Annotated in this window: 22 protein-coding genes and 1 tRNA gene; 16 read left to right on the plus strand and 7 right to left on the minus strand. The window is 72.2% G+C overall.

From position 1 onward, the window contains the following. Window positions 1–19: 19 nt before the first annotated feature. From K2F47_RS23525 to K2F47_RS23535, 3 genes are all read right to left on the minus strand, one after another. Window positions 20–1081, minus strand: a complete 1062-nt coding sequence (locus tag K2F47_RS23525; RefSeq protein ID WP_242907145.1) for a S1 family peptidase — start codon at window positions 1079–1081, stop codon at window positions 20–22. Between the two features lie 254 nt (window positions 1082–1335). Then, window positions 1336–2025 carry a hypothetical protein gene (locus K2F47_RS23530; protein ID WP_242907147.1) on the minus strand — a complete coding sequence of 230 codons (690 nt, stop codon included), beginning with the start codon at window positions 2023–2025 and terminating at the stop codon, window positions 1336–1338. Continuing rightward, window positions 2022–2264 (minus strand): hypothetical protein, encoded by a 243-nt coding sequence (locus K2F47_RS23535; protein WP_242907149.1) that lies wholly within the window; start codon window positions 2262–2264, stop codon window positions 2022–2024. Before K2F47_RS23535 ends, K2F47_RS23530 begins: the two co-directional genes overlap by 4 nt. Window positions 2265–2642: 378 nt before the next feature. Here K2F47_RS23535 and K2F47_RS23540 point away from each other — a divergent pair, with 378 nt between their 5' ends. Both K2F47_RS23540 and K2F47_RS23545 read left to right on the plus strand, forming a co-directional pair. After that, a complete protein-coding gene (locus K2F47_RS23540; protein ID WP_242907150.1) occupies window positions 2643–3737 on the plus strand; it encodes an SEL1-like repeat protein in 1095 nt (364 codons plus the stop codon). 60 nt (window positions 3738–3797) lie between these two features. Next, window positions 3798–4862: an RNA ligase (ATP) gene (locus K2F47_RS23545; protein ID WP_242907152.1), complete on the plus strand. Its 1065-nt coding sequence runs from the start codon at window positions 3798–3800 to the stop codon at window positions 4860–4862. Window positions 4863–5163: 301 nt separating this feature from the next. Here K2F47_RS23545 and K2F47_RS23550 read toward each other — a convergent pair. From K2F47_RS23550 to K2F47_RS23560, 3 genes are all read right to left on the minus strand, one after another. Continuing rightward, window positions 5164–5233 (minus strand) — tRNA-Phe (locus K2F47_RS23550). Window positions 5234–5297: 64 nt separating this feature from the next. Then, window positions 5298–6029, minus strand: a complete 732-nt coding sequence (locus K2F47_RS23555; RefSeq protein WP_242907154.1) for a DUF7873 family protein — start codon at window positions 6027–6029, stop codon at window positions 5298–5300. Window positions 6030–6229: 200 nt separating this feature from the next. Further along, window positions 6230–9793, minus strand: a complete 3564-nt coding sequence (locus K2F47_RS23560; RefSeq protein WP_242907156.1) for a M28 family peptidase — start codon at window positions 9791–9793, stop codon at window positions 6230–6232. A gap of 333 nt (window positions 9794–10126) precedes the next feature. Here K2F47_RS23560 and K2F47_RS23565 point away from each other — a divergent pair, with 333 nt between their 5' ends. Both K2F47_RS23565 and K2F47_RS23570 read left to right on the plus strand, forming a co-directional pair. Further along, a complete protein-coding gene (locus tag K2F47_RS23565; RefSeq protein WP_242907158.1) occupies window positions 10127–11152 on the plus strand; it encodes a LysR family transcriptional regulator in 1026 nt (341 codons plus the stop codon). 38 nt (window positions 11153–11190) lie between these two features. Further along, window positions 11191–11787 (plus strand): dihydrofolate reductase family protein, encoded by a 597-nt coding sequence (locus K2F47_RS23570; protein ID WP_242907159.1) that lies wholly within the window; start codon window positions 11191–11193, stop codon window positions 11785–11787. On the opposite strand, the gene K2F47_RS23575 is transcribed toward K2F47_RS23570, so the two are convergent. Further along, entirely contained in the window at window positions 11777–12331 is a 555-nt protein-coding gene (locus tag K2F47_RS23575) for a GNAT family N-acetyltransferase (RefSeq protein ID WP_242907161.1), read from the minus strand. The two genes, K2F47_RS23570 and K2F47_RS23575, sit on opposite strands and share 11 nt — an antisense overlap. Window positions 12332–12519: 188 nt before the next feature. On the opposite strand from K2F47_RS23575, the gene K2F47_RS23580 reads away from it, so the two are divergent. The 12 genes from K2F47_RS23580 (at window position 12520) to crcB (ending at window position 23175) form a co-directional block, all read left to right on the plus strand. Next, window positions 12520–13731 carry an ammonium transporter gene (locus K2F47_RS23580; protein ID WP_242907163.1) on the plus strand — a complete coding sequence of 404 codons (1212 nt, stop codon included), beginning with the start codon at window positions 12520–12522 and terminating at the stop codon, window positions 13729–13731. Between the two features lie 23 nt (window positions 13732–13754). Further along, complete coding sequence (locus tag K2F47_RS23585) at window positions 13755–15626, plus strand: APC family permease (protein ID WP_242907165.1); 1872 nt, start codon at window positions 13755–13757, stop codon at window positions 15624–15626. A gap of 178 nt (window positions 15627–15804) precedes the next feature. Beyond that, window positions 15805–16779: an urea transporter gene (locus K2F47_RS23590; RefSeq protein ID WP_242907166.1), complete on the plus strand. Its 975-nt coding sequence runs from the start codon at window positions 15805–15807 to the stop codon at window positions 16777–16779. Between the two features lie 28 nt (window positions 16780–16807). Further along, the gene (locus K2F47_RS23595; RefSeq protein ID WP_242907167.1) at window positions 16808–17119 is read left to right on the plus strand and encodes an urease subunit gamma; all 312 of its coding nucleotides are present in this window, start codon (window positions 16808–16810) and stop codon (window positions 17117–17119) included. After that, window positions 17116–17847, plus strand: coding sequence for a sirohydrochlorin chelatase family protein (locus K2F47_RS23600; protein WP_242907168.1), 732 nt, complete (start codon window positions 17116–17118; stop codon window positions 17845–17847). Before K2F47_RS23595 ends, K2F47_RS23600 begins: the two co-directional genes overlap by 4 nt. Continuing rightward, a complete protein-coding gene (gene ureB, locus K2F47_RS41915; RefSeq protein WP_443611975.1) occupies window positions 17837–18343 on the plus strand; it encodes an urease subunit beta in 507 nt (168 codons plus the stop codon). The genes K2F47_RS23600 and ureB overlap by 11 nt, the downstream gene beginning before the upstream one ends. Before the next feature lie 4 nt (window positions 18344–18347). Beyond that, window positions 18348–20072: an urease subunit alpha gene (gene ureC / locus K2F47_RS23610; RefSeq protein WP_242907169.1), complete on the plus strand. Its 1725-nt coding sequence runs from the start codon at window positions 18348–18350 to the stop codon at window positions 20070–20072. Next, the gene (locus K2F47_RS23615; protein ID WP_242907170.1) at window positions 20069–20779 is read left to right on the plus strand and encodes an urease accessory protein UreF; all 711 of its coding nucleotides are present in this window, start codon (window positions 20069–20071) and stop codon (window positions 20777–20779) included. Before ureC ends, K2F47_RS23615 begins: the two co-directional genes overlap by 4 nt. 17 nt (window positions 20780–20796) lie before the next feature. Then, window positions 20797–21432, plus strand: a complete 636-nt coding sequence (ureG, locus tag K2F47_RS23620; RefSeq protein WP_242907171.1) for an urease accessory protein UreG — start codon at window positions 20797–20799, stop codon at window positions 21430–21432. Further along, a complete protein-coding gene (locus K2F47_RS23625) occupies window positions 21414–22325 on the plus strand; it encodes an urease accessory protein UreD (RefSeq protein ID WP_242907172.1) in 912 nt (303 codons plus the stop codon). The genes ureG and K2F47_RS23625 overlap by 19 nt, the downstream gene beginning before the upstream one ends. Window positions 22326–22333: 8 nt before the next feature. Further along, window positions 22334–22816, plus strand: a complete 483-nt coding sequence (locus tag K2F47_RS23630) for a fluoride efflux transporter FluC (RefSeq protein ID WP_242907173.1) — start codon at window positions 22334–22336, stop codon at window positions 22814–22816. Further along, a complete protein-coding gene (gene crcB / locus K2F47_RS23635) occupies window positions 22816–23175 on the plus strand; it encodes a fluoride efflux transporter CrcB (RefSeq protein WP_242907175.1) in 360 nt (119 codons plus the stop codon). Before K2F47_RS23630 ends, crcB begins: the two co-directional genes overlap by 1 nt. The last annotated feature ends 34 nt before the right edge of the window (window positions 23176–23209 follow it).

Raw genomic sequence — 23209 nt, forward strand, 5'->3', positions numbered from 1 at the left:
GAGCCCCATCATGGCCCTGTTACTTCAGGGTGAGGTTCTGGGACTGGAGCGCCTCGTCCACGGGCTGGAAGTAGGACTCGAAGCCGCTGCCTCCGCAGGAGCTGTCGCTGATGCCGGACGTGATGCCGACGGCGGTGTTGCCGGTCTGGAGGGAGCCGCCGCTGTCGCCGGGCTGCGCGCACGCGCTGGTCGAGATCAGGCCGGTGACCGCGCCCTGCGGGTAGTTGACCGTCTGGTCATAGGCGCGGATGGTCCCGGACGTCGTGCCGGTGGTGGAGCCCTTCTTCTGGATCTGCGAGCCGACCGGCGGGCGGCCGACCTGGGTGAGCCCGGCGTTGCTGGTCTGCAACGAGCTGTTGGTCACCCGGATCGTGCCGTAGTCGTTGCCGGGGAAGCTGCTGGCCTGCCGGGTGCCGACGGTCTGCCCGCCGGACGTCTTCCAGCTGGCGCCGGCGTTGGTGCAGTGGCCGGCGGTGACGACGTACGTGGTGCCGCCGCCGACGGCGATCGCCGACACCGAGCAGCGCGAGCCGCCGGTCAGGATCGCCTCGCCCGGGGAGAGCACCACGCGGGCCGCCGCGCCGACGCGCTTGATCTGGACGGTGTCGCCGAGCGCGCGGGCCCGGTCGAGGAACGCGCGGGTCGCGGCGTCGTTGTCGTTCTGGGGCACGCGGACCACGACGGCGTTGGAGACCACGTCCACGCCCCACGACAGCCCGACGGCGCCGCGCGTCCCGGCGAACCGGTCGAGGCGGGCCTTGGCGTCGTTGAGCGGCCGGATGCCGTGCTCGACCACGCGGGCCCTCGCGCCCGACGCCTCGACCTGGCGCGCGGCGTCCCGGCTGGTGACGTTGACGACGAGGGTCCCGGCGCGGTCGAGGTAGGAGCCCGCGTGCCGGGCGCCGAGCCGGTGGGTGATCTGGTCGGCGAGGGTCTGCTGGGGGAAATGGGCGAGCCTGACGGTCCCGGCGGAATGCGTCTGTGCGGACGCGGGAGCGGTTCCGAAAGCCGGGAGCGTGATCAGCGCCGCGGCGCTCAGCAGCGGGGGAACCACGCGTTTGAGGTGCGATCCACGGTTCACTGTCGTCCACCTTTCGCCGCCGTTCACCGGTCGGGTGGCGGCGGCTTCTCCGGGGGTTGGCGGGGGACGAACACCTGATCACGAGGACTCGGGGTGGGAGTCTCGTGACCGGGTGTCGCGTGGGAGCAACGTACTGCGAGGAACTGTCCGCAACCAGATTTCAGGACGTCATTGAAATTTCAGTACTTCGCGTTCCTCTTCACATTCATCACTCCCGGAGGCGGGAGCGATGAATGCTTTCCGGTGACGGACGGCTACCGGGGGCGGGCACCCGGGCACGGCAGCCACAGCCAGGCGCGGGTCCGTGTCTCCTTGCAGCGCACCGCCAGCGGCTCGTAGGCGGCCGGGTCGAAGAACCCGCCGCCCGCCCGCGCGATCTCGTGCAGGTGGTCGGAGGCGAGCAGCCCGACGTCGGCGCCCGAGGCGTCCAGCGCCCGCTTGAACGCGGGCGCCTCCAGCAGCCGGAACAGGCGCACCAGCGACGTCCCCGCGACGCCGTTGTCGTCGCCGTGCACGCGGCCGATGTGCGCCGCCACCCGGACCCGCAGGTGGGCGGCCTCGCTGGCCATCTTGTTGGAGCGCCGCAGGACGGCGTTCAGGTGGTGGCCGAGCGGCGCCAGCAGGTTCCCGGGGTCCACCTGCGGCGGGACGACGACCAGCGCGCCGTCGCCGCGGTCCTCGCGGTAGCAGCCGGGCCAGGGCAGCCCGGTCATCGCGAACGCCTCCTCCAGCCGCGCGTACAGCGCGCGCCGCAGGTGGAGCTGGACCTCGTCGTCGCGGCGCGGGTCGCCGAACGCGGCGATGTCCACGGCCAGCAGCGGCAGCTCGCGGTCGACGTGCGCGACGTGCGGCGGACGTCCGGCGAGCGGCAGGTCGACGGCGCGCAGCCCGGACGGGAGCGCGTCCGGGTGCGCGGTCGGGGAAGCGGGCGGGGGCGCGGTCATGGCAGGCGAGCCTCCTCGAAGACGGGATCGGCCCAGAAGGCGATCAGCTCGTGCTCGTCCAGCCGCGCCGGCGGCACGCCGTCCGGCAGGGAGCGGCCGGTGGCGAGCGCCCACAGCGTGATCAGCGTGTAGGCGATGAGCTCGTCGTCGGAGCGGGGACGGCGCGCGCCGGGCGCATGGCCCGGCACCGGCGCGCCGGCGGCGACGGGGGCCGGGCGGGCTCTGGTCGAGGTGTCCATGGCGCCGAATATGGACGGTCCGGCGCCCGCCGCGATGGTGGTTTCCGGCTACCCGGAACCGCGCGGAGACCCCCGGATGGGGCCGGATGCGCGCGGATGTTCCAGCGCAGCCGGACGTGGCATCCCGTCCTATCCGGTTTCATCCGGATCTCTCCGCTGACATCCGGACCGATCCACTGTGGTCCGGGTTTTCGCGGGTACGGGCGAGTATTCATGCTCCGGACGGCGAGTCGCGATGGAATTCGCAGTGGCGAAGCGTTCCTGACCGACGTAAGCACTCCGAGATGTGGCAAACCTGACAGAACGGCGTGTCGCGCGGTGGGAACATGTCGCCCTCACCGGAGATCGTCATCCACAGGAAGTGGCCGGGCCGCACAGATGCCTGACGACACCCGCGCCGGCGCGGCGCTGCACACCTTCATCGGCGACCTGCGCGCCGCGTTCGAGCTCGCGGGGCCGCCCACCTTCGCGCGCCTGGAGACCCTGTCCGAGCACTGCCGCGATCCCGGCCCGACCGCGCGCCCGCGCGACACCGGTCCGCGCGACACGGGTCCGCGTGACATGGGTCCGCGCGACACCGGTCCGCCGGGCGGCCAGCGGGTTCGCGTCCTGCCCCACTCGACCACCCACGACATCCTCTCCGGCAAACGCGACAAGCTTCCGCCCTGGCCGTGGGTGTCGTCGTTCCTGCACGTGCTGCGGATCGCCGCGCGGGAGAACGGGCTCGACCCCGAGGAGATCGGCAGCACCCGCGACTGGCACGCGCGCTACCTCGCCGCCCGGACCGCGATCCTCGACGCGCAGCGGCCCCCGCTGGCCGCGCCTGTCCCCGACCCCGTCCCGGACGCCGGGCCCGGCCCGGCGGCCGGCGACGCCGTCCCGCAGCCCCCGAACGAGGAGCCAGAGCCGCCCTCGATCACACCCCCGTTCGGGGCGACCACGATGACGCGCCGCTACGCCGACGCCTACGGGCGCACCGGCATGCGCCTGCTGCGCCACGCCGAGGCCGACGACGGGCAGGACCACGGCGTGCCCGCCTACCGGCTGGCGACATTGCTGGCCTGCGACAACCGTCCGCACGAGGCGCTGTACTGGTTGCAGCGCGCTGCTCGTGTCGGGCACCGGCTGGCCCGCCGGCTCGCCGTCGAGTGGGACCCGCGCACCGACCCGTGGCCGCCGCACTACTGGAAGCGGGGCGAGGCCGCCTTCGAGATCGGGATGGACTACGAGGCCAACGGGTATCCGCACGCCGCCGCCGTCTTCTTCGAACGCGCCGCCGACAACGGCGTCCACGAGGCCGCCTACCGCTCCGGCCTGCACCGCATGCAGTACGGGCAGACGTGGGAGGCCATGCTGCTGTTCAACCGCGCCGCCGACGCCGGGTACCGGCCCGCGCAACGCGAACTGGACGGCCTGCTGCCCCGCTACCACGGTGAGACGCAGCAGGGCATCACCCCCTTCGGGACTTATTGAGTTGCCCGCCGCCCGCGGCGATCGCCACCCTTGCGGAAACCGATCCGAGGGGGAATGCCCATGTCGACACTGCGTGTGACCGCCGAAGAACTGACGATCCATCCGCACGGAAATGCCGACGCGCTCGAACTGGCCCAGGTCGGCCTTTACCGCGCGGTCGTCGGGAAGGGACAGTTCCGGACCGGGGACCTCGCCGTCTACATTCCCGAGGGCGCGCTGCTGCCCGCCGAGCTGATCGGCGAACTCGGGCTGGAGGGCAAGCTCGCCGGTTCGGCGAAGAACCGGGTGAAGGCCGTCCGGCTGCGCGGGGAGCTGTCGCAGGGGATCGTCTGCCTGCCTCGCGCCCTGGCGGGGACCGACCTCGCGGCGGCGCGCGCGGAGTCCCGCGACTTCGCCGGCCTCCTCGGCGTCACCAAGTGGGTGCCGCCCGTCCCCGTCCACATGAACGGCGAGGTCGTGCCCGCGCCCGATCTGCTCCCCTGGGTCGAGATCGAGGACGTCAAGCGCTATCCGGCGATCTTCGAGCCCGGCGAGGCGGTCGTGGCGACCGAGAAGATCCACGGCACCGCGTGCCTGTTCTCCCTGGTCGGGGACGAGGCGTTCGTGTCGTCCAAGGGCTTCGGGCACAAACGGCTCGCGCTGGTGCGCGACGAGCGGAACCTCTACTGGCGCGCCGTGGAGACGCACGGCGTCCCGGCCGCCGCGGCGGCGATCGCCGCCCGGTTCGGCGCCGACCGCGCCGGCGTGTTCGGCGAGGTCTACGGGCGCGGCGTCCAGGACCTGCACTACGGACGCCAGGAGATCGGCTACGCCGTCTTCGACGTCGCGGTGGCCGCGGGGGAGGGGCCGGTGCGCTGGCTGGACCCCGCCGAGCTGGCCGACGTCCTTGAAGAGACCGGCCTCCCGGCCGTCCCCCGCCTGTACGAGGGGCCCTACGACGAGGCCGTGCTCACGGAGCTGGCCGTCGGACGCGAGAGCGTGTCGGGCAAGGCCGCGCACCTGCGCGAGGGCCTGGTCGTCCGCCCGGCCACCGGACGCTACAGCGAGATCACCGGCGGGCGCGCGATCGCCAAGTTCGTCTCCCCGGCCTACCTCACCCGCAAGGGCGGCACCGAATACGAGTAGCACCGAATACGGGTAGCCCCCAAAGAGCGGCGGGCCCCGGAACTTCCCATGTTCCGGGGCCCTGAGAGAATCCGCTCGCACGGCACGCCGGCGGCTTTTAAGGGGGCAGGTCAGTTCTCAGGTCACCGCGTTCTTCCATTGAACTACCGCGCCGCGAGAGGTGCGGGCCAGATTCGAACTGGCATCTCGGTGATTGACGCCTGCCTCCGGTCGATCCGGCGATGAGCGGAAATGCTGATTCTGGAGCGAGAGCCTGAGATTGAACGGCTGCCTCTACCGATTTGGGCTACCGGGACGCGGATGCCCCGGGGAGGAGTCGAACCTCCACTGTCACCGTGGTTCAGACTGAGCCTCATCCTCAGCTTCGGGGCCTGATCGGCCCCGCCCCCGCGCTCCAGCGGGGGAGTCTTCTGTAGTTGTCGTTCCCGCAGCGCGTCAGGCGAAGAGGTAGCCGAACACCGCGTCGCCGATCTTCCGATCGGTCACCTCGGCGCCGTTGGCCTCCTCGCGCGCGAACTTCACCGCGGCCTGGAGTTTGGTCACCCGCTCGCGCAGCTCGTTCACGCGCCTGGCGGGCAGCGCCCCCGAGAACGCCGTCTTCGTCCAGGTGCCCACGATCACGTCCTCGGTGTAGGTCTCCACCTGCGCGGGGTGCTCGGTGGTGGCCTCGTACAGCACGTGGGCGCGCGGGATCTTCTTGGTGCGCGTCGTCTTCACCGGCTCGGTGCGCCACACGTCGGCGGACTCGTCGAAGGTCCACGACTCCGCCGCGTCCAGGACGGGCAGCTTGTCGACGAAGGTGTGCAGGTCGGTGAGCTGCTTCTCCAGGAACAGCAGGTACGACACGGGGACGTCGGCGACGATCGTCCGGCCGTCCACGACGACGTCGGCGCGCGCGTCGCAGTTCGCCCAGTCCTTGGTGGCGGTGACGTCGAACAGCCGGGTCAGCGCCTTCGCGGCGTCCGCGAGCGCCTCCTCCGCCTTCACCTGCACCCGGGTCGACTCGGGCGGAAGCTGCTCGCCCTCGTCGTCCAGCGGCTGGTAGGTCCGCGAGATGCCGGACAGCAGCGGCGTCTTCTGGATGCGGTGGTGAATGTCGGTCAGCTCGCGCTGCGCGCGGGATTTCGTCCCCTTCTCCACCGCGATGATCTGGTTCAGCTTCGTCATGTGCGGCACCCTCCCCGTGGCGTGACCGGCGCAACGCTACTGTTTCCGGGCCATTCGTGCACCCGGATTTACCACGACAATTGCCGAGAAGGGGAAATCGGCGCCGGACACGGGTGTGCCCGGCCCGGCCTCCCACCCCTGCGGAGGCCGGCCGGGCCGGGCACGTTTCGGGTCATGCCAGAGCGTGCAGCCCCGGCGGGCTAGAGCGTGATGCTCCAGCCGTTGAGGGTCCCGACGTCACCGGGTCCCTGGTCGTAGACGGTCAGTTGCCAGTTTCCGGCGGCCTGCGAGTTGACGCCCGGGACGGTGAAGGTCATCGGACCGTCCCACGGAGTGCACTCGTACTGGCCCTCGCCCATCGGCTTGACCTCGTAGGTCTGGCCGGACGGGGAGACCAGGCCGATCGCCATGTCCTCCGAGCAGGTGTGCTGGATGTCGACGCTCAGCGTCACCGTGCTCGCCGCCTGGCCCTGCGTGCTGACCTGGAGCGGGCTGCTGACCCACCGGTAGTCGTTGATCGGGTACTGGGTGGTGCTGGTGGACGTCCGGTTGTCGGCCTTCTTGACCGTCAGCGTGTAGGTGGCGGACCTCGCGACCGCCCCCTGCCCGGTGACCGTCACCGTGTAGTCGCCCGGCTGCGTGTCGGCGGCGGTCGCCACCGTCAGCGTCGCCGTGCCCCCGGCCTTCACCGAGGACGGGCTGACGGTGGCCGTCGGCCCCGCCGGGGACACCGTCGCGGACAGGTTGACCTGCTGCGCGACACCGGCGGTGACGGCCGTCCTGACGGTGGCCGTCGCCGACTTCCCGGCGTCCACGCTCCCGGTGCCCGGGTCGACCGACACCGAGAAGTCGTTGGTGTCGTCGCCCTGCACGGTGACGGTGAAGGTGGTGGTGTGCTTGACCGCCCCACCGGTGCCGCTGCCGGTGACCTTGACCGTATAGCTGCCCGCGGCCGTCTGGGCCGTGGTCGCGACCGTCAGCTTGGACGATCCGCCCGCGGTGACCGAGGTCGGGTCGAGGGTCACGGTCGGGCCGCCCGGCGACACGGTCGCCGTCAGGTCGACCTGCTGGGCGCTGCCCTTCGTCACCGCCGTCTTGACGGTGGCGGTGGCCGACTCTCCGGGCTTGACGCTCCCTGTCGGAGGGTCGGAGCTGATGGAGAAGTCGTTGGCCGGCGTCGAGTCGCCGACCGCGACCTTCCACAGCGCCCACGCGATCGCGTCCGAGCTGCGGTCCAGCCCGGTCGTGTCGATGTTGTTCGGGTAGCTGTCGCAGGACTGGTGGTAGCACCGGTCGAACGCCTGGTTCGCGGTGCCGCCCCACTTCTGCGCCTGGGCCGCCGACTTGATCGCGGACGCGCCGGTGGACAGGAACGTCGTCGGGATTCCGGCGTCGCGGAACGGCCCGTCGTCGCTACAGCACTCCGACATCTCGTCCGGCACCAGCCTGATCGAGTCGAAGTACCCCTTCAGGTACTGCGACAGGGCCGAGTTGACGCCGTCGATGAAGTAGCCGGGGTTGGGCGAGCCGACCATGTCGAAGTTGAAGTAGCCCTTGATCTTCGTGCGGTCGGTGGCCGACAGGCGGGAGACGTAGTTCTGCGAGCCGCGCAGGCCCTGCTCCTCGTCCGTCCACCAGCCGAACCGGACGTGCTTCAGCATCGTCGGCTTGGTCTGCGCCAGCTTCAGCGCGGCCTCCAGCAGCGCCGCCGAGCCGGAGCCGTTGTCGTTGATGCCCGGACCCGCCGCGACGCTGTCGAGGTGGGCGCCGAACATGTAGACGTTGTTCTCGTCCCCTCCCGGCCAGTCGGCGATGAGGTTCGGACCGGCGCCGGCCGAGCAGCCGGACGTGCACGTCTGCCGGACCGTGGTGAACCCGGCGTTCTTCAGCGCCTGCTCCAGGTAGTTCACCGACGCGGTGTACCCGGCGCCCGTCGACCGGCGGGTGCCGCCGTTCTGCGTGGCGATGGTCTGGAGCTGCTGGAGGTGGGCCTTGACGTTCTCGACGCTGATGTCGGGCGGGTTGCCCGTGTCGGACCCTCCGCTGACGTTGACGCTGTAGGTGGCGGTGTGGGAGCCGCTCGTCCCGGTTCCGGTCACGGTGACCGTGAACGGGCCGGTCTTGGCGGTGTCGCTCGCCGCGAGGGTGAGCGTGGCGGTGTTCCCGGACTGGACCTGGGAGGGGTTGAAGGTCGCGGTCAGGCCGGGGTTGGCGGGGGACACGGTCGCCGACAGGTTCACCGGCTGGGAGGAGCCGCTGCTGACGGTGGTGTTGACCGTCGCCTGCACGGACTCGCCCGCCTTGACCGTCCCGGAGTTCGGCGCCACCGACAGGGAGAAGTCGTTGCCGCTCGGGACGCAGCTCGGCTCGCCGGACTGCGCGCCCATCTGGACGGCGTTCCAGGCGTCCTTGACCCGGTTGTACCAGGTGCAGGACGGGTCGAGGTTCTTCGCGGCGGTGAGCGTCAGCGTCCGGTACCGGGGGTAGCTGGTGCTGGACGTCTTCAGCTGCATCGCGTTGTAGAAGATCTTCGCCGCGTTCAGCACGCCGATCCCCGTCACCGAGGTCGGCCCGCCCGAGCAGATCGGGCTGTTCGGCTTGCCGCCACCGGGGTTGGAGCCCTCGGCGAGCAGGTAGAACCAGTGGTTGCCCGGTCCCGCCGCCTTGTGCACCTCCATGTTCGGCACGGAACTGGAGTAGCAGTTCGGGTCGCCGTTGACGAGCGACGGGTTGTACATGTTGCGGATCGGGCCCTGCCCGACCAGGTTGATCTCCTCGCCGACCGTGTAGTCGGGAGCGTCCTCCGGGTTGTTCAGGAACGCCTCGGAGGCGGCACCCCACACGTCACCGACGAATTCCTGGGTTCCGCCGCCGGACATCCCGCCCGGGGTGAAGTTGTCCAGGCCGTGGCCGAACTCGTGGTCCACCACGTCGGTCGAGGTGATCCACTGGTTGGACTGGTTGTGGCCGAACTGCGCGTCCGTACCGTTCCAGTAGGCGTTGACCTCGTTGAGGCCGACCCTCGCGGGAGCCCACTGGCCGTTGCGCAGGCCGTCGCGCCCGTACGTCTTCAGCAGGTCCCAGAACCCGCCCGCGGCGTACATGACGTCGACACAGCCGGCTTCCTTGCTCGTCTTGGACGTGCTGCCCCAGACGTCGCTGGACTTGGTGAAGATGCCGCCGCTGTAGTCGGCGCACGTGAGCCCTGGCCGCTTCGGGTCACGCATCGTGTAGGAACCACCCGACTGGGTCGTTCCAATATTGAGGTTCGGGCCTTCCCAGATTCCGGTGCCCGTGCCCGCGTAAACGGTCTCCTTCGCGTCGAACCGCTTGCCGGTCAGCGCGTCGACATAGACTTTCTTGCGGCTCAGCTGCTTGCCCTCGCGGCCCGAGACGGTCGTCTCCCAGGCGAGGCGGGGCTTGCCCAGCGCGTGCACCACGAGGTGGGGCTTGAGCTGGCTCTTGTCAGGTTTCGCCACAGCGCCGCGGGAAGCGCGCGCGGCGGCGTCCGCGCCGACCTTGGGGGTCGTCGCCACCTTGATCTGCTGTTTCTGCGCCACCGACAGCGTGCGCACATGGCCCTTTGCGTCGGTCGCGACGACGAAGTCGCCGCCGACCACCGGAAGGTCGCGGTAGGTGCGCTCATAGGCGACGTAGTACTGGTTCCACGGGGTGCCGACGACCTGCGTGCGGACGAATTTCTCGCCCTTGCTCGCGTGCAGTTCGGCGACGCGCCCGGTGACGATCCGATCCGCGGACGCCATTGCGGCGGTCTTCGGATCGGCGCTGGATTTCGGAACGCTCGGCGGTGCCGACATGGCGATTGTCGCCAAGCCGGTGACCGGGAGCGCGACGGCCGCAAGGACCGCCAGAAGGGGTTTGCGTTTCACAGCCGCATGCCTCCATTGGTGCGGGGGACGAGGCCGTCCCGCAGGGGAACGGGACGGCGGCCGACACGGCGACGACCCCGGCGTTGGCCGAGCGAACGGGGAATGGGGGTGGGTTTCGCGCGGGAGCGGCCGTCGTGTCCTGCGAAGATGAGATTGACACCTGATCAACGCTTGCGGGGCCTCGCATTTAGGCATAGCTTCGCGGCTATGCAGGTTGAACTGCGCCATCTGCGCGTGCTCAGCCGAATCGCCGAGGCGGGCAGTATCACGCGCGCCGCCGCCGACCTGGGCGTCTCCCAGCCGACGCTCAGCGCCCAGCTCCGCCGTATCGAGCAGGCGTTCGGCGGGCCGCTGTTCGACCGGAGCCCGGACGGCATCACGCCCACCGCGCTCGGCCGCCACGTCCTCGCCCGGGCCCGGGGCGTGCTGTCGGACGTCGACGACCTGCTCGCCACCGCCCGCAAGAACGGCGAGCGCTCCGTCATCCGGCTCGGGACGCACCCGAGCATCCTGCTCGGGGAGTGGTTACGGCGCCTGGAGGGCGGCCCGCTGCGCCGCACGGTCAGCACCAGCCTCGACTACTCCGGCGGCGTCCTCAACCAGCTCCTCGCCAACGACCAGGTCGACGTCGTGTTCATGGGACGGGTCGCCGACCACCACGCCCCGCCCTGCCCGCCCGGCACGGGCGAGCGCGTGGTCTGCGTCGAGCCGTGCGGGGTCGCGCTCCCGTCCGGGCATCCGCTCGCCTCCCGCGGCCGCGTCGAGCTCGCCGACCTCGCCGACGAGATCTGGATCCCGCCGCAGGGCGGCGACGACGGCGGTACCGCGATGCTGCGCGCCGCGTGCGAGGCCGCCGGGTTCACCCCCCGCTTCCGCTACCACGACGTCGACCTCAGCGGCATGGCGGGCTTCGTCGCCGCCGGGTTCGCGATCGCGCTCGTCTCGCCGACCTGGCGTCCCACCGAGGGCGTCGCGGTCGTCGCGCTCGCCGGCCGGGCCACCGACGCGCACCGCGTCCTGCGCTGGCGCAACTCCGGGATGACCGCCGAGGAGATCGACATCCTGCACCGCAGTTTCGCCTCGCTGTACGAGTCGCTGGTGCGCCGCCACACCGCCGAACTCCGCTGGCTCGCCGACAACCCGGACGCCCGCCCCCGGCTCACCCGCCCGCCGGTTGAAGATTTTTCGGTGGGGGATGTCGAGGACGACCCGGCGGCTCCGATCACCAGGTGAGCGGCGCCGAGCGGGCGCCCTGATGATCGGAGCAGACGATGGGCAAGGTCACCTGCGACATGGCGGTCTCCCTCGACGGATACACCGCGGGCCCGAACCAGAGCCTCGACAAGCCGTTCGGCGAGGGCGAGGACGGCCGGCTGACCCGCTGGATGTTCGAGGAGGCCGACGCCAACGCGGAGGTCATCAAGGGCATCACGGACGCGGGCGCGTTCATCATGGGCCGCAACATGTTCTCCCCGGGGCGCGGCGACTGGGACCTGGACTGGACCGGCTGGTGGGGCGACGAGCCGCCCTACCACGCGCCGGTGTTCGTCCTCACCCACCACCCGCGCGAGGCGGTGACGATGCAGGGCGGCACCACGTTCAATTTCGTCACCGACGGGATCGAGGAGGCCCTGGCGCGGGCGCGGGCGGCGGCGGGCGAGCGGAACGTCTCGATCGCGGGCGGCGCGCACACGGTGAACCAGTACCTGGCGGCCGGGCTGATCGACGAGCTGCGGCTGCATTTCGCGCCGGTCGTCCTCGGGGCGGGGGAGCGGCTGCTGGACGGCGTCGGCGACCTCGCGCTCGAACAGGTGGGCGTGGCGGGCTCCGGCTCCGTCGCGCACCTGACCTACCGCCTCAAGCGGTAGCGCGCCCGGGGCCCGGCCAGGCGCGGCGGTCCAGCGTGAACACCTTGATCGCCTCGCCCCGGGCCGCCACGGCCTCGCCGCGCAGGCGCATGCCGACCCGGGCCGCGACGCGCGCGGACGCGGTGTTCTCGATCCGCACCCGGGCCGCGAGGCGGGGCGCGCCGAGCCGTCCGAACGCGTCGTCGCGGGTGGCGCGCGCCGCCTCCGTCGCGATCCCGCGTCCCTGGTACGCCGGGTCGAGCCACCAGCCGATCTCGAAGGCGGAACCGTCGACGCCGGGAACGCGGGTGCCGGCGTAGTTCAGCGCGGCGATCCCGAGGAACTCCCCGCCGTCCGCGGCGAGGACGCCCCGCCACCCGAAACCGTGCGACCGCCAATGCTCCAGGTAGGCGCGGTGCCTTTCGTCGACGTACTCGGGCGTCCAGCGGGTGCCGAGCCCCAGCGTCCGGTACACGCGGGGGTCGGCGGTGAGCCTCGCCACGTCCTCCCTGAACTCCTCCCGCCAGGGGACGAGGCGCAGCCGTTCCGTGGCCAGTACATCCATCCGGCCGATCCTAGGCGGGCTCCCCGGCTTCACGTCCATCGATGCGGCGTCCAAGCGTGGGCCAAGAATGCGGCGTACCGCGTTTGGCCTGCGGCCGGGGCGTGAACATAGCCCGGAAAATGCCTCCACGGAAACCGGCGGGGTGCGGGGGAGACGGCCGGAAGGTCTGAAATGCATTCGGGGCTGCGATGTCTGCGGGGCTGAACACCGGCGACTCGGCATGGCTGATGACGGCGACCGCGATGGTCCTGCTCATGACGCCGGGCCTCGCGTTCTTCTACGGCGGAATGGTCCGCTCCAAGAACATGCTGACGATGCTCTACATGAGCTTCATCTGCATCGGCCTGGTGACGATCCTCTGGTTCCTCTACGGATACGGGATCGCGTTCGGCGACGACGTCGGCGGCGCCGGGCTGATCGGCTGGGGCGACTGGCGGCTCGGCCACGTCTCCGTGAACGCGTTGCAGGGCACGATCCCCGAGCAGATCTACGTCTGCTTCCAGCTCACCTTCGCCATCATCACGGTCGCGCTGATCAGCGGCTCCGTCGCGGGCCGGGCGAGGTTCGGCCCGTGGCTGCTGTTCGTGGTGGCCTGGGTGACGCTGGTGTACCTGCCGGTCGCGCACTGGGTGTTCGCGTCCTCCGGGTGGATCAACAGGTGGGGCGTCATGGACTTCGCCGGCGGCCTGGTCGTCGAGTTGAGCTCGGGCGTCTCCGGGCTCGCGCTCGCGCTGGTGCTCGGACGCGGTGTCGAGTTCCGGCGCGGGGAGGGGCCGCGCCCGGGCAACATCCCGTTCGTCCTTCTGGGGCTCGGGCTGCTGTGGTTCGGCTGGTTCGGGTTCAACGCGGGCTCGGCGCTGAGCGACGGCGCGCTCGCCACCCGCGCGTTCGTCAGTACGATGATCGCCGGCTGCGCGGGGATGCTGACCTGGCGGCTCATCGAGTGGCTGCGCGTCCGGCACCTGACCCGGCTCGGCTCGGCCAGCGGGGCGCTCGCCGGGCTGGTGGCCATCACCCCGTCGTGCGCGTACGTCAGCGTCGAGGGCGCCTTCGCGGTCGGGGTCGTCGCGGCGGCGGTGTGCATCTACGCGGTCGAGTTGAAGCTGGTGGCGGGCTACGACGACACCCTGGACGTGACGGGCATCCACGGCGCGGGCGGGATCGTCGGGGTCGTGTCCCTCGGCTTCCTGGCCACCGGCTGGGACGAGGGCTCCGCGGGGCTGTTCTACGGCGGCTCGGCCTCGGTGCTCGGCAAGCAGGTCGTCGCGGTGCTCGCCGTCGGCGCCTACGCGTTCGCCGTCACCTACCTCGTCGGCATCGCCGTCGACCGCCTCACGCGGATGCACATGACCGACGAGGAACAGGCCCGGGGCACCGACGCGGCCTTCGCCGACGGCTGACCGGGCGAACTCCGGTGCGCGAGGTGGGCGAGGACGGGGGTGCTGGACCGCGGCGCGGCGTCGTCCCCGCGCGCGGTCCACTGGCGGCGCCGCGCGGACCGCGCCTCCCGCTGCTGCACGGCGAGGGCGACAGGAGCCGGCTGACCAGCCTCCAGGGACTGGTCGCGCTCTCGCTGGACGCGTTGAGCTCGGTCGCCTACGGGCCGGAGGCGATCGCGCTGGTGCTGGTCACCGCCGGGGTGTCCAGGGTGCGGCTCACCCTGCCGGTCACGCTCGCGATCGCCGGGCTGCTCGCCGTGCTGGTGGTGTCCTACCGGCAGGTCATCGCCGTGCACCCGGACGGCGGCGGCTCCTACGCGGTCGCGCGGGACGACATCGGGCCCCGCGCGGGCACGCTGGCCGCCGCCGCGCTCGTCGTCGACTACGTCCTCACCGTGGCGGTCAGCCTCGCGGCGGGCGCCGCCACCCTCGCCTCCGCCTTCCCCGCGCTGCGGCCGTACCTGCTGGAGATCTCGCTGCTCGTGCTGGCCGTGCTGACCGCCGTGAACCTGTACGGGATCGCCGACAGCGCCCGCGTCCTCATGCTCCCGACGCTGCTGTTCGTGGCGACGGTCCTCGGCATCGTCGTGGCCGGGCTGGCGCGGTCGCACCCCGCCGCGTCCGTGGGGACGGCCGTGGCCCCGCACGCCCACGAGGCGCTCGGGGTGATGCTCGTCCTCAAGGCGTTCTCCGCCGGCTGCGCCGCGCTGACGGGGGTGGAGGCGATCGCCAACGGCGTGCCCATGTTCCGCACGCCCCGCGTCGCGCGGGCCCAGCGGACCGAGCTGATGCTGGGCGCGCTGCTCGCCGTGATGCTGATCGGCCTGGCGCTGCTGATCCGGCGCGACGCCGTCGTGCCGAAGGAGGGCGTGACGATCCTCGCCCAGCTGACGGCGGGCGCCTTCGGCACGGGATGGCCCTTCCAGGCCGCGAGCATCGTGGTCGCCTTCGCGCTGGCGCTCGCCGCGAACACCAGCTTCGGCGGCCTGCCCGTCCTGCTGAGCCTGCTGGCCCGGGACCACCGGCTGCCGCACCTGTTCGCGCTGCGCGGTGAGCGCCCCGTCCACCGGTACGGCGTGCTCGCGGTCGCGGCCGCCGCCGCGCTGCTGCTGGTCGCGGTGGACGCGCGCACGCACCGGCTGCTCCCGCTCTTCGCCGTGGGCGTCTTCACCGGGTTCACGATCAGCCAGGCCGGGCTCGTGCTGCACTGGGCCCGGGAGCGGCCGCCGCGCTGGGCGGGTACCGCGCTGCTCAACGGCACCGGGGCGACGCTCACCGCGCTCGCGACGCTGGTACTCCTCGTCACCAAGTTCAGTGCGGGCGCCTGGGTGGTCGTCGTCGTGGTCCCGCTGCTGATCCTGCTGTTCACGCGGATCCGGCGCTACTACGACCGGGTCGCGCGGGAGTTGCGGCTCGGTACCGTCCCCGCCGAGCGTCCCCGGCCCGATCGCGCCGCGCGGCTGCTGATCGTGCCGATGGAGGACGTCGGTGCCATGACCGGCCGGGCGCTGGGCACCGCCCTGGGCCTGGACGGGGAGGCCGTCGCGGTCGCCGTCGCCGAGGACGGGGAGCGCGCCATCGCCCTCAGGCGGCAGTGGGACCGCTGGGACCCCGGGGTGCGGCTGGAGATCCTCGACAGCCCCCGGGAGGCCAGGATCCGCCCGATCGTCGAGTACACCAGGCGCGCCCTGGCCGGCGGCGACCGGTCGGTGATCGTCCTGATCCCCATGGTCGAGTCGAGCCGTCCGCGCTACCGCTTCCTCTACGACCAGTGGGGCCTGCTCCTGGCGGAGGCGCTGCGCGAGCATGCACCCGGCGCGCTGGTGTGCGTCCTCCCGTACCGGATCAGCGGCTGAAGCGCTGCCCGCCGCGGGACCCGCCGTCAGGCAAACGACCTTTTCCCGGAGCGCGGTGCATTGTTGACCGGACATCGTCTTAGTGGCGCGAATTCCGGGAATCCGAAATCACGGCCGGACCGCCGTTCACCATGATCGTCCGCGCCGGAGCGGGGCTTTCGATCGGGGAGGGTGGGCCGTGTCGTCATCGGTGGCGGACGCACCCGCTTCGCAAGGCTCCCCGGCGCGGAACCGCCCGCAGGAGGCCGTTGCGGCGATTCTCAGGGGAATCGCCCAGGTCGATTTCCAGCCCAATTACTGGACCGGCCTCATTTTCCTGGCCGCGCTCTTCGTCGGCGGCTGGCGGTTCGGCGTCTTCGGGTTGCTCGGCACCATCGCCGCCACCGCGACCGCCTACCTGCTCGGCGTCGCGCGCGACCGGGTGTCGGCCGGGCTCGAAGGGTTCTGCGGGACGCTCGTCGGCGTGGCCCTGGTGCTCTACCTGGGCGTGCACTGGATGACGGTGGCGCTGGTCATCGGCTCGGCGGTCGCCGTGAGCGTGCTCACCTCCGCGATGGGGACCCTCCTCGCCCCCTACGGCCTGCCCGCCTCCACGGCGCCGTTCTGCGTCGTCACGCTGGTGATGGTGCTCGGCGCGCCGTCCTTCGACCGCGTCTGGGCGCACCACCCGGACAGCTCGCCGCCCTCGGCGTCCGCCCCGGGCACGGCGATGACCTGGCACGACTTCTGGCACGGCCTGTTCAGCGGGATCGGCCAGGTGTTCTTCCAGGACCGGTGGTACGTCGGGCTGATCTTCCTGGCCGGGCTGGCGGTGGCGAGCCGTCTCGTCGCCGCGACGGCGCTGGTGGGAAGCCTGGTCGGGCTGCTCACCGGATGGTGGCTGGGCGCGCAGGCGGCCGACATCGGCGCCGGTCTGTACGGCTACAACGCCGTGCTGACCGGGATCGCGCTGACCGGGACCTACATCGCCCTGAGCCCGGTCGGCACGCTCTACGCGGTGATCGGGGCGGCGACGTCGGCCGCGCTGACCGCCGGGCTCACCAACCTGTTCACCGTGGTCGGGGGGCACACCCTGACCTGGCCGTTCGTGCTGGTCATGTGGGTGTTCACGGCGGCCGTCCCGCATCTTTCCAGGCTTGCGCGGGCCGGTTGAGGGCCGGCCGCAGAGAGGACCGATCCCGATGAACCTGTCACCGCGAGAGATCGACAAGCTGCTCGTCTTCACCGTCTCGCGGCTCGCCGAACGGCGCCGCCAGCGCGGGTTGAAGCTCAACTACGGCGAGACCGTGGCGCTGATCAGCGACGCCATCGTGGAGGCCGCCCGCGACGGCAGGTCCGTCGCCGACTGCATGGAGCTGGGCAGGAAGGTCGTCGGGCCGGACGACGTGCTCCCCGGAGTGCGCGGGATGCTGAAGCTGATCCAGGTCGAGGCCACCTTCGACGACGGGACCAAGCTGGTGTCCTGCCACGATCCCGTCGGCGGCGGCAGGTGACCGCACCGCTCGGCCGCGTGGTCCTGCGGGTGGGCGGGCACGAGGCCCCCGCCACCCCGGGGCCCGGGCGGGCGCTGGCGCTCGCCCTCGCCGACCACCGGCACGCCGTGGCGGTGCCGATGACCCTCGGACGCGACCCGGGGCTGGCTTCCGCCGCCGCGCAGACGATCGCGTGGGCCGCGCGCGGCGGCGAACCCGGGGGCCTGCTGCTCGCCCGCCCGCTCGGCACGCTCACGCACCTGGTCGGCTGGCTCCGGGCGGCCGTCGCGCGGGCGCTGCTCGGCGGCGGTGCCGGACGGGCGGTGCTCCTCGTCGCCCCGGAGGGCGGCCCCGACGCCGACGCGGAGCTGTGCAAGGCGGCGTGCCTGGCCGCGCGGCACCTGCCGTCCGGCCCGGTGGAGGTCGCCTTCGGCAAGGGGGTGGCCGAAGGGGTGGACCGCTGCCGGCGCCTGGGCGCCCGGGAGATCGTGCTCGTCCCCGCCTCGCTGGCGCCGCCCCCGCCTCCGCCGTGCGCGGGCGTCCGGGCCGCGGGGCCGCTGCTCGCCCCGGCCGCCGTCGAGGCGCTCGTCCGGCGCCGCGCCGGCGAGGCGGAGGAGCGGTGGCTCCGCGACGCGGACGACGGACTGGACATCACGCCGGAGCACCACCATCACCACCACCACGAGACCACAGGACCCCGCGCGCTCGCGGGGTCGAGCCTGAGGGGGGCGGTCGCGCATGGCACATGACGGATACATGTTCGGACGGGGTCCGATCGAGCTCAACGCCGGGCAGCGCAGACAGGCGCTCACCGTGCGCAACACCGGCGACCGGGCCGTGCAGATCGGCTCCCACTTCCATTTCTTCGAGGTCAACCGAGCGCTGGGCTTCGACCGGGAGAAGGCGTTCGGAATGCGGCTGGACATCCCGGCCGGAACCGCCGTCCGGTTCGAGGCGGGCGACACCAAGCACGTGCGGCTGGTCGAGTTCGGGGGCGGGATGCGCATCGTCGGTTTCGGTGGCCTGCTCGATGGCAGCATCCGCTCCTCCGCCGCGAAGAAACGGGCCCTTACCAGAATGCGGGAACGGGGATATCTGGACGAGCCGGAGCCGGAGACCGGCCGCGCGGGGGCGGCGGAGCACGTCGCGAAGAGCACGGCGAAAAGGACCCCGAAGACAGCCGCCCGGAGCGCGCCGAAGAGGGCGGGCGCGCGGGCCGCCGCGTCCCGCTCCAGGAAGGGCTGACGCCATGACGACGATCTCTCGCGAGCGGTACGCGAGCATGTACGGCCCGACCGTGGGCGACCGCTTCCACCTGGGCGACACCAACCTGGTGGTGGAGGTGGAGAAGGACCACACCGAAGGGCACTACGGCGACGAGTCCCAGTACGGGGGCGGGAAGACGGCCAGGGACGGGATGTCGTCCGACCCGGCCTCGCGCAACGCCACGATCGCGCTCGACACGGTGATCACCAACGCGGTCGTCATCGACCCGGTGCTCGGCGTCGTCAAGGGCGACATCGGGATCAAGGACGGCCGGATCGCGGGGATCGGCAAGTCCGGCAACCCGCACACCCAGAACGGGGTGGACCGCCGGCTGATCATCGGCGTCGGCACCGAGGTCATCTCCGGGGAGAACCTCGTCGCGACGGCGGGGGCGATCGACACCCATGTCCACTTCGTCGCCCCGCAGCAGGCGCAGCACGCGCTGAGCAACGGGATCACCACGCTCGTCGGCGGCGGAACCGGCCCGGCCGACGGCTCGCGCGGCACCACCTGCACGCCGGGCCCGTGGAACATCGCCCGGATCCTCCAGGCGTACGAGGACATTCCGATCAATATCGCGGTCTACGGCAAGGGCAACAACAGCCTGCCCGGCCCGCTGGACGAGCAGATCCGCGCGGGCGCCGCGGGGCTCAAGGTGCACGAGGACTGGGGCTCGACCCCGGCCGCGATCGACTGCGCGCTGCGGGTCGCCGACGACCACGACGTCCAGATCACGATCCACACCGACACGCTCAACGAGGCAGGGTTCGTCGAGGACACGATCGACGCGATCGACGGCCGCGCGATCCACACCTACCACTCCGAGGGCGCGGGCGGCGGGCACGCGCCCGACATCCTGCGGATCACCTCGGAGCCGAACGCGCTGCCCGCCTCGACGAACCCGACGCTGCCCTACACGGTGAACTCGGCCGACGAGCTGCTCGACATGACGATGGTCTGCCACCACCTCAGCTACGACGTCCCCGAGGACCTGTCGTTCGCGGAGAGCCGCGTCCGGGTGGAGACCATCGCCGCCGAGACGGTCCTGCACGACCTCGGCGTCATCAGCATGATCGGCTCGGACTCGCAGGCGATGGGACGGGTCGGCGAGTCGTTCACCCGCGCGTTCCAGGTCGCCCACCACTGCAAGGACAAGCGGGGGGCCCTGCCCGAGGACTCCTCCCGCAACGACAACCACCGCGTCCTGCGGTACCTGGCGAAGCTGACCATCAACCCGGCCCGCACCAGCGGGATGGCCGACACGATCGGCTCGCTGGAGGACGGCAAGCTCGCCGACATCGTCCTGTGGCCGATCCACTCCTTCGCCGCGAAGCCGTTCATGGTCATCAAGGGCGGGCTGATCGGCTGGGCGCAGATGGGCGATCCGAACGCCTCGCTGCCCACCCCGCAGCCGGTGTACCTGCGGCCGACCTACGGGAGCTTCGGCGAGGCGCTGCGCGGGACCTGCGTGACGTTCATGTCGGACGCGGCGATCTCCGACGGCGTTCCCGAGCGGCTCGGGCTGCGGCGGCTGATCCGCCCCGTCCGGCAGTGCCGGAGCGTGGACAAGCGGCACATGCTCCACAACTCGACCCTCGCCGAGATCGGCGTCGACCCGGAGACCTACCGGGTCACGGTGGACGGCGAGCCCGTCTCCATCGAACCGGCGCGCTCGCTGCCGCTGTCGCGGCTGTTCTTCATCGCATGACCGGCGGGCCGCCGGGACCCGCGAGCCTGGAGGCGCTGCTGGCGCAGCTCCAGCTCACCGACTCCGGCTTCCCCAGCGGCCTCTACACGCTGTCGCACGGGCTGGAGGGGTTCACGCAGCTCGGACTCGTCCGGCCGGAGAGTCTGCGCGACCTGGTGGGCGACCTGGTGCGGGCCATGGGCACCGCCGACGCGGCGGCGCTGGCCCTCGCGCACCGGGCCGTCACCGCCGGCGACGACGACCGGCTGGTGGAGACCGACCGCAGGCTCCACGCGATCAAACTCAACCGGGAGCAGCGGACCGCGTCGGCGCGCACCGGCCGGCAGGTCCTGGCGACCGCCGGGCCCGCGTTCGGGTCCGCCCCGGCCGCGCGGCTGGCCCGCCTCGTCGACGACCGTGTGACGCCCGGCCACCACGCCGTCGTCGTGGGGGCGGTGCACGCGGGCCAGGGGGTCCCCGTCCGGGACGCGGTGGCCGGGGACCTGTTCGCCTTCGCCGCGAGCTGCGCCGCCGCGCCGGTGCGGCTCGGCCGGATCGACTTCCGCGCGGCGCAGGCCCTGCTGCGCGACGTCCGGCCGGAGCTCGTCCGGGCGGTGGGCACCGCGCTCGCCGCCCGCGACCCCCGGGACCTGCACTCCTGGACGCCGGTCGCCGACGCCGTCGCGGCCGGGCACGAGCGGGCCCGGGCCCGCCTGTTCATCACCTGACCCGAGGAGGGGTACGCATGGAGCTGGAGCAGACGTTCAAGATCGGTGTCGGCGGGCCGGTGGGATCGGGCAAGACCGCGCTCATCGAGGCGCTGGTGCCCCTCCTCGTCGCCCGGGGGCACACCCCCGGCGTGATCACCAACGACATCTACACCCAGGAGGACGCCGAACACGTCCGCCGCACGCTCGCCGGGACGCTGGACCCGGACCGCGTCGTCGGCGTGGAGACCGGGGCGTGCCCGCACACCGCCGTCCGCGACGACCCGACGATGAACCTCGCCGCGGCGGCGGACCTGCTCGACCGCCATCCCGGCGTCGACCTGCTGCTGTTCGAGAGCGGCGGCGACAACCTGACCCTCACCTTCAGTCCGGCGCTCGCCGACGTCTTCGTCTTCGTCCTGGACACGGCCGAGGGCGAGAAGATGCCGCGCAAGCGCGGACCCGGCACGACCGACTCCGACCTGCTGGTCATCAACAAGATCGACATCGCCCCGTACGTGCGCACCGATCTGGCCGTGATGGAGCGCGACGCCCATGCCGTGCGCGGCGACGGCCCCGTCGTGCTGACCGACTGCCTCACCGGAACCGGGGTCGCGGACGTCGCCGACTTCGTCCTGGCGCGCCGGGAGGCGATGTGCTCACCGGCCCGCTGACGGGCCCGCCGCCCGCGGCCGTGGCCGATCACGCCGCCGTCCCCGACACGCTGCCCGTCGGCGCGCCCGGCAAAGCCGGCGTCCTGGACCTGGGCTTCGGCCTCGCCGGCGGCCGGACGGAGATGACCGCCCATTTCCAGAAGGCGCCCCTGCACACGACGCGCCCCCTCTACCCCGACGCGGGACGGCCGGACATGCCGACGGTGATGTTCATGTCGTCCGGCGGGGGCGTGCTGCAAGGCGACCGCTACAGGATCGGGCTGGACTGCGGGCCCGGGACGTCCGTGCACTTCACGACGCAGACCGCCACGCGCCTGTACCGGATGGAGCACGACTACGCCACGCAGGCGGTGGACCTGCGCGCCGGGCCCGGCAGCTACGTCGAGTACCTGCCGGCCGCCACGATCCCGTTCGGCGGCTCGCGCTTCTACCAGCGCACGGACGTCACCGCCTCCCCGGACGCGACGGTCGTCCTGGGGGAGAAGCTGATGGCGGGACGCCTGGCGCGCGGGGAACGGCACGCCTACACCGCCTACTGCGCGGACCTGGAGGTCCGGGACCCGGACGGACGGCTCCTGTTCGCGGACCCGGTCCGGCTCGTCCCGGGCGAGCGCGCCGTGACCGGCCCCGCATGCATGGACGGTTACGGGATCACGGCGTCGCTGTACGTCGTCACGGCGTCGCGTCCGGCCCTGGAGATCGCCGACACGATGCACGAGGCGCTCGCCGGGACGGGACTGCGCGGCGGCGCGAGCGTCCTGCCCGGAGACCGGGGCGCGTGGGCGAGGATGCTCGGCGACCGGTCCCCGGAGCTGGAGGAGGGGTTCTTCCGGACCTGGGACGCCGTCCGCCGCCTCCTCCTCGGCGTCCCGGCCCCGGACCGGTCCGGATGAGGGGTTCGATGCTCGGCCGCCTCCGGGACCGCGAGCGGGCCGAGGCCGTCGCGCTGCACCCGCACAGGGGCAGGACGCCCCGTCCCGGCCTGGGACCGCGCGTCATCGCCGAGGTCGCGATGGGAGGCGCGCTCGGCGCGCTCGCGAGGCACCTGCTCGGCGAGGCGATCCCGGCCTCCGAGACCGGCTTCCCCTGGAACACCTTCACCGTCAACATCCTCGGCTGCCTCATCATGGGCGCCCTGACTGCCTACCTGCTGCGCGGCCGCCCGCACCCGCTGGCCCGCCCCTTCGCCGTGACCGGCTACCTGGGCGGCTTCACGACGTTCTCGCACCTCATCGACGGCGTCTACACGCTCGGCGACGACGGCCGGGCGGCCCTCGGCATCGGCTACGCGGCGGCGAGCGTCGTCCTCGGCTGGACCTCGATCGCCGCGGGCTTCCGGATCGGGCGGAGGCTGCCGCACCGCGAGGCGGGGGAGGAACCGTGATGGAGGCGCTCCTGGTCCTGGTGGGCGGCGCGATCGGCGCGGCGCTCCGCTACGTTCTCGACGGCCTCGTCAAGTCGGCGGCGGGCAAGTCGTTCCCGTGGGGCACGCTCACGGTGAACGTCCTGGCCGCGGCCGTCCTGGGCGCCCTGCACGGCGCGGGCGCCGGCACGGACGTCGAGGCCCTGACGGGCACCGGGCTCTGCGGCGCGCTGAGCACGTTCAGCACGTTCGAACTCGACACCGTCCACCTGTTCCAGGACGGCCACCACGCCCGCGCGGCGGCCTACGCACTGGGCAGCCTCCTCCTGGGCCTCGCCGTCTTCCTCGCCTTCCACGCCCTCCTCGACCACCTGGCGTGACCGGGGGGTGAGGCGTCGGGCACCGCGTCCGGGA

The sequence above is a fragment of the Actinomadura terrae genome (genome assembly GCF_022751215.1).
GTDB lineage: Bacteria > Actinomycetota > Actinomycetes > Streptosporangiales > Streptosporangiaceae > Spirillospora > Spirillospora terrae.

What these genes read in the sequence shown, in the direction of transcription:
- K2F47_RS23530 (WP_242907147.1), bottom strand. Translation starts at nt 2,025, where the DNA reads ATGACCGCGCCCCCGCCCGCTTCCCCGACCGCGCACCCGGACGCGCTC.
- K2F47_RS23535 (WP_242907149.1), bottom strand. Translation starts at nt 2,264, where the DNA reads ATGGACACCTCGACCAGAGCCCGCCCGGCCCCCGTCGCCGCCGGCGCG.
- K2F47_RS23540 (WP_242907150.1), top strand. Translation starts at nt 2,643, where the DNA reads ATGCCTGACGACACCCGCGCCGGCGCGGCGCTGCACACCTTCATCGGC.
- K2F47_RS23545 (WP_242907152.1), top strand. Translation starts at nt 3,798, where the DNA reads ATGTCGACACTGCGTGTGACCGCCGAAGAACTGACGATCCATCCGCAC.
- K2F47_RS23555 (WP_242907154.1), bottom strand. Translation starts at nt 6,029, where the DNA reads ATGACGAAGCTGAACCAGATCATCGCGGTGGAGAAGGGGACGAAATCC.
- K2F47_RS23560 (WP_242907156.1), bottom strand. Translation starts at nt 9,793, where the DNA reads ATGGCGTCCGCGGATCGGATCGTCACCGGGCGCGTCGCCGAACTGCAC.
- K2F47_RS23565 (WP_242907158.1), top strand. Translation starts at nt 10,127, where the DNA reads ATGCAGGTTGAACTGCGCCATCTGCGCGTGCTCAGCCGAATCGCCGAG.
- K2F47_RS23570 (WP_242907159.1), top strand. Translation starts at nt 11,191, where the DNA reads ATGGGCAAGGTCACCTGCGACATGGCGGTCTCCCTCGACGGATACACC.
- K2F47_RS23575 (WP_242907161.1), bottom strand. Translation starts at nt 12,331, where the DNA reads ATGGATGTACTGGCCACGGAACGGCTGCGCCTCGTCCCCTGGCGGGAG.
- K2F47_RS23580 (WP_242907163.1), top strand. Translation starts at nt 12,520, where the DNA reads ATGTCTGCGGGGCTGAACACCGGCGACTCGGCATGGCTGATGACGGCG.
- K2F47_RS23595 (WP_242907167.1), top strand. Translation starts at nt 16,808, where the DNA reads ATGAACCTGTCACCGCGAGAGATCGACAAGCTGCTCGTCTTCACCGTC.
- ureB (WP_443611975.1), top strand. Translation starts at nt 17,837, where the DNA reads ATGGCACATGACGGATACATGTTCGGACGGGGTCCGATCGAGCTCAAC.
- ureC (WP_242907169.1), top strand. Translation starts at nt 18,348, where the DNA reads ATGACGACGATCTCTCGCGAGCGGTACGCGAGCATGTACGGCCCGACC.
- K2F47_RS23615 (WP_242907170.1), top strand. Translation starts at nt 20,069, where the DNA reads ATGACCGGCGGGCCGCCGGGACCCGCGAGCCTGGAGGCGCTGCTGGCG.
- ureG (WP_242907171.1), top strand. Translation starts at nt 20,797, where the DNA reads ATGGAGCTGGAGCAGACGTTCAAGATCGGTGTCGGCGGGCCGGTGGGA.
- K2F47_RS23630 (WP_242907173.1), top strand. Translation starts at nt 22,334, where the DNA reads ATGCTCGGCCGCCTCCGGGACCGCGAGCGGGCCGAGGCCGTCGCGCTG.
- crcB (WP_242907175.1), top strand. Translation starts at nt 22,816, where the DNA reads ATGGAGGCGCTCCTGGTCCTGGTGGGCGGCGCGATCGGCGCGGCGCTC.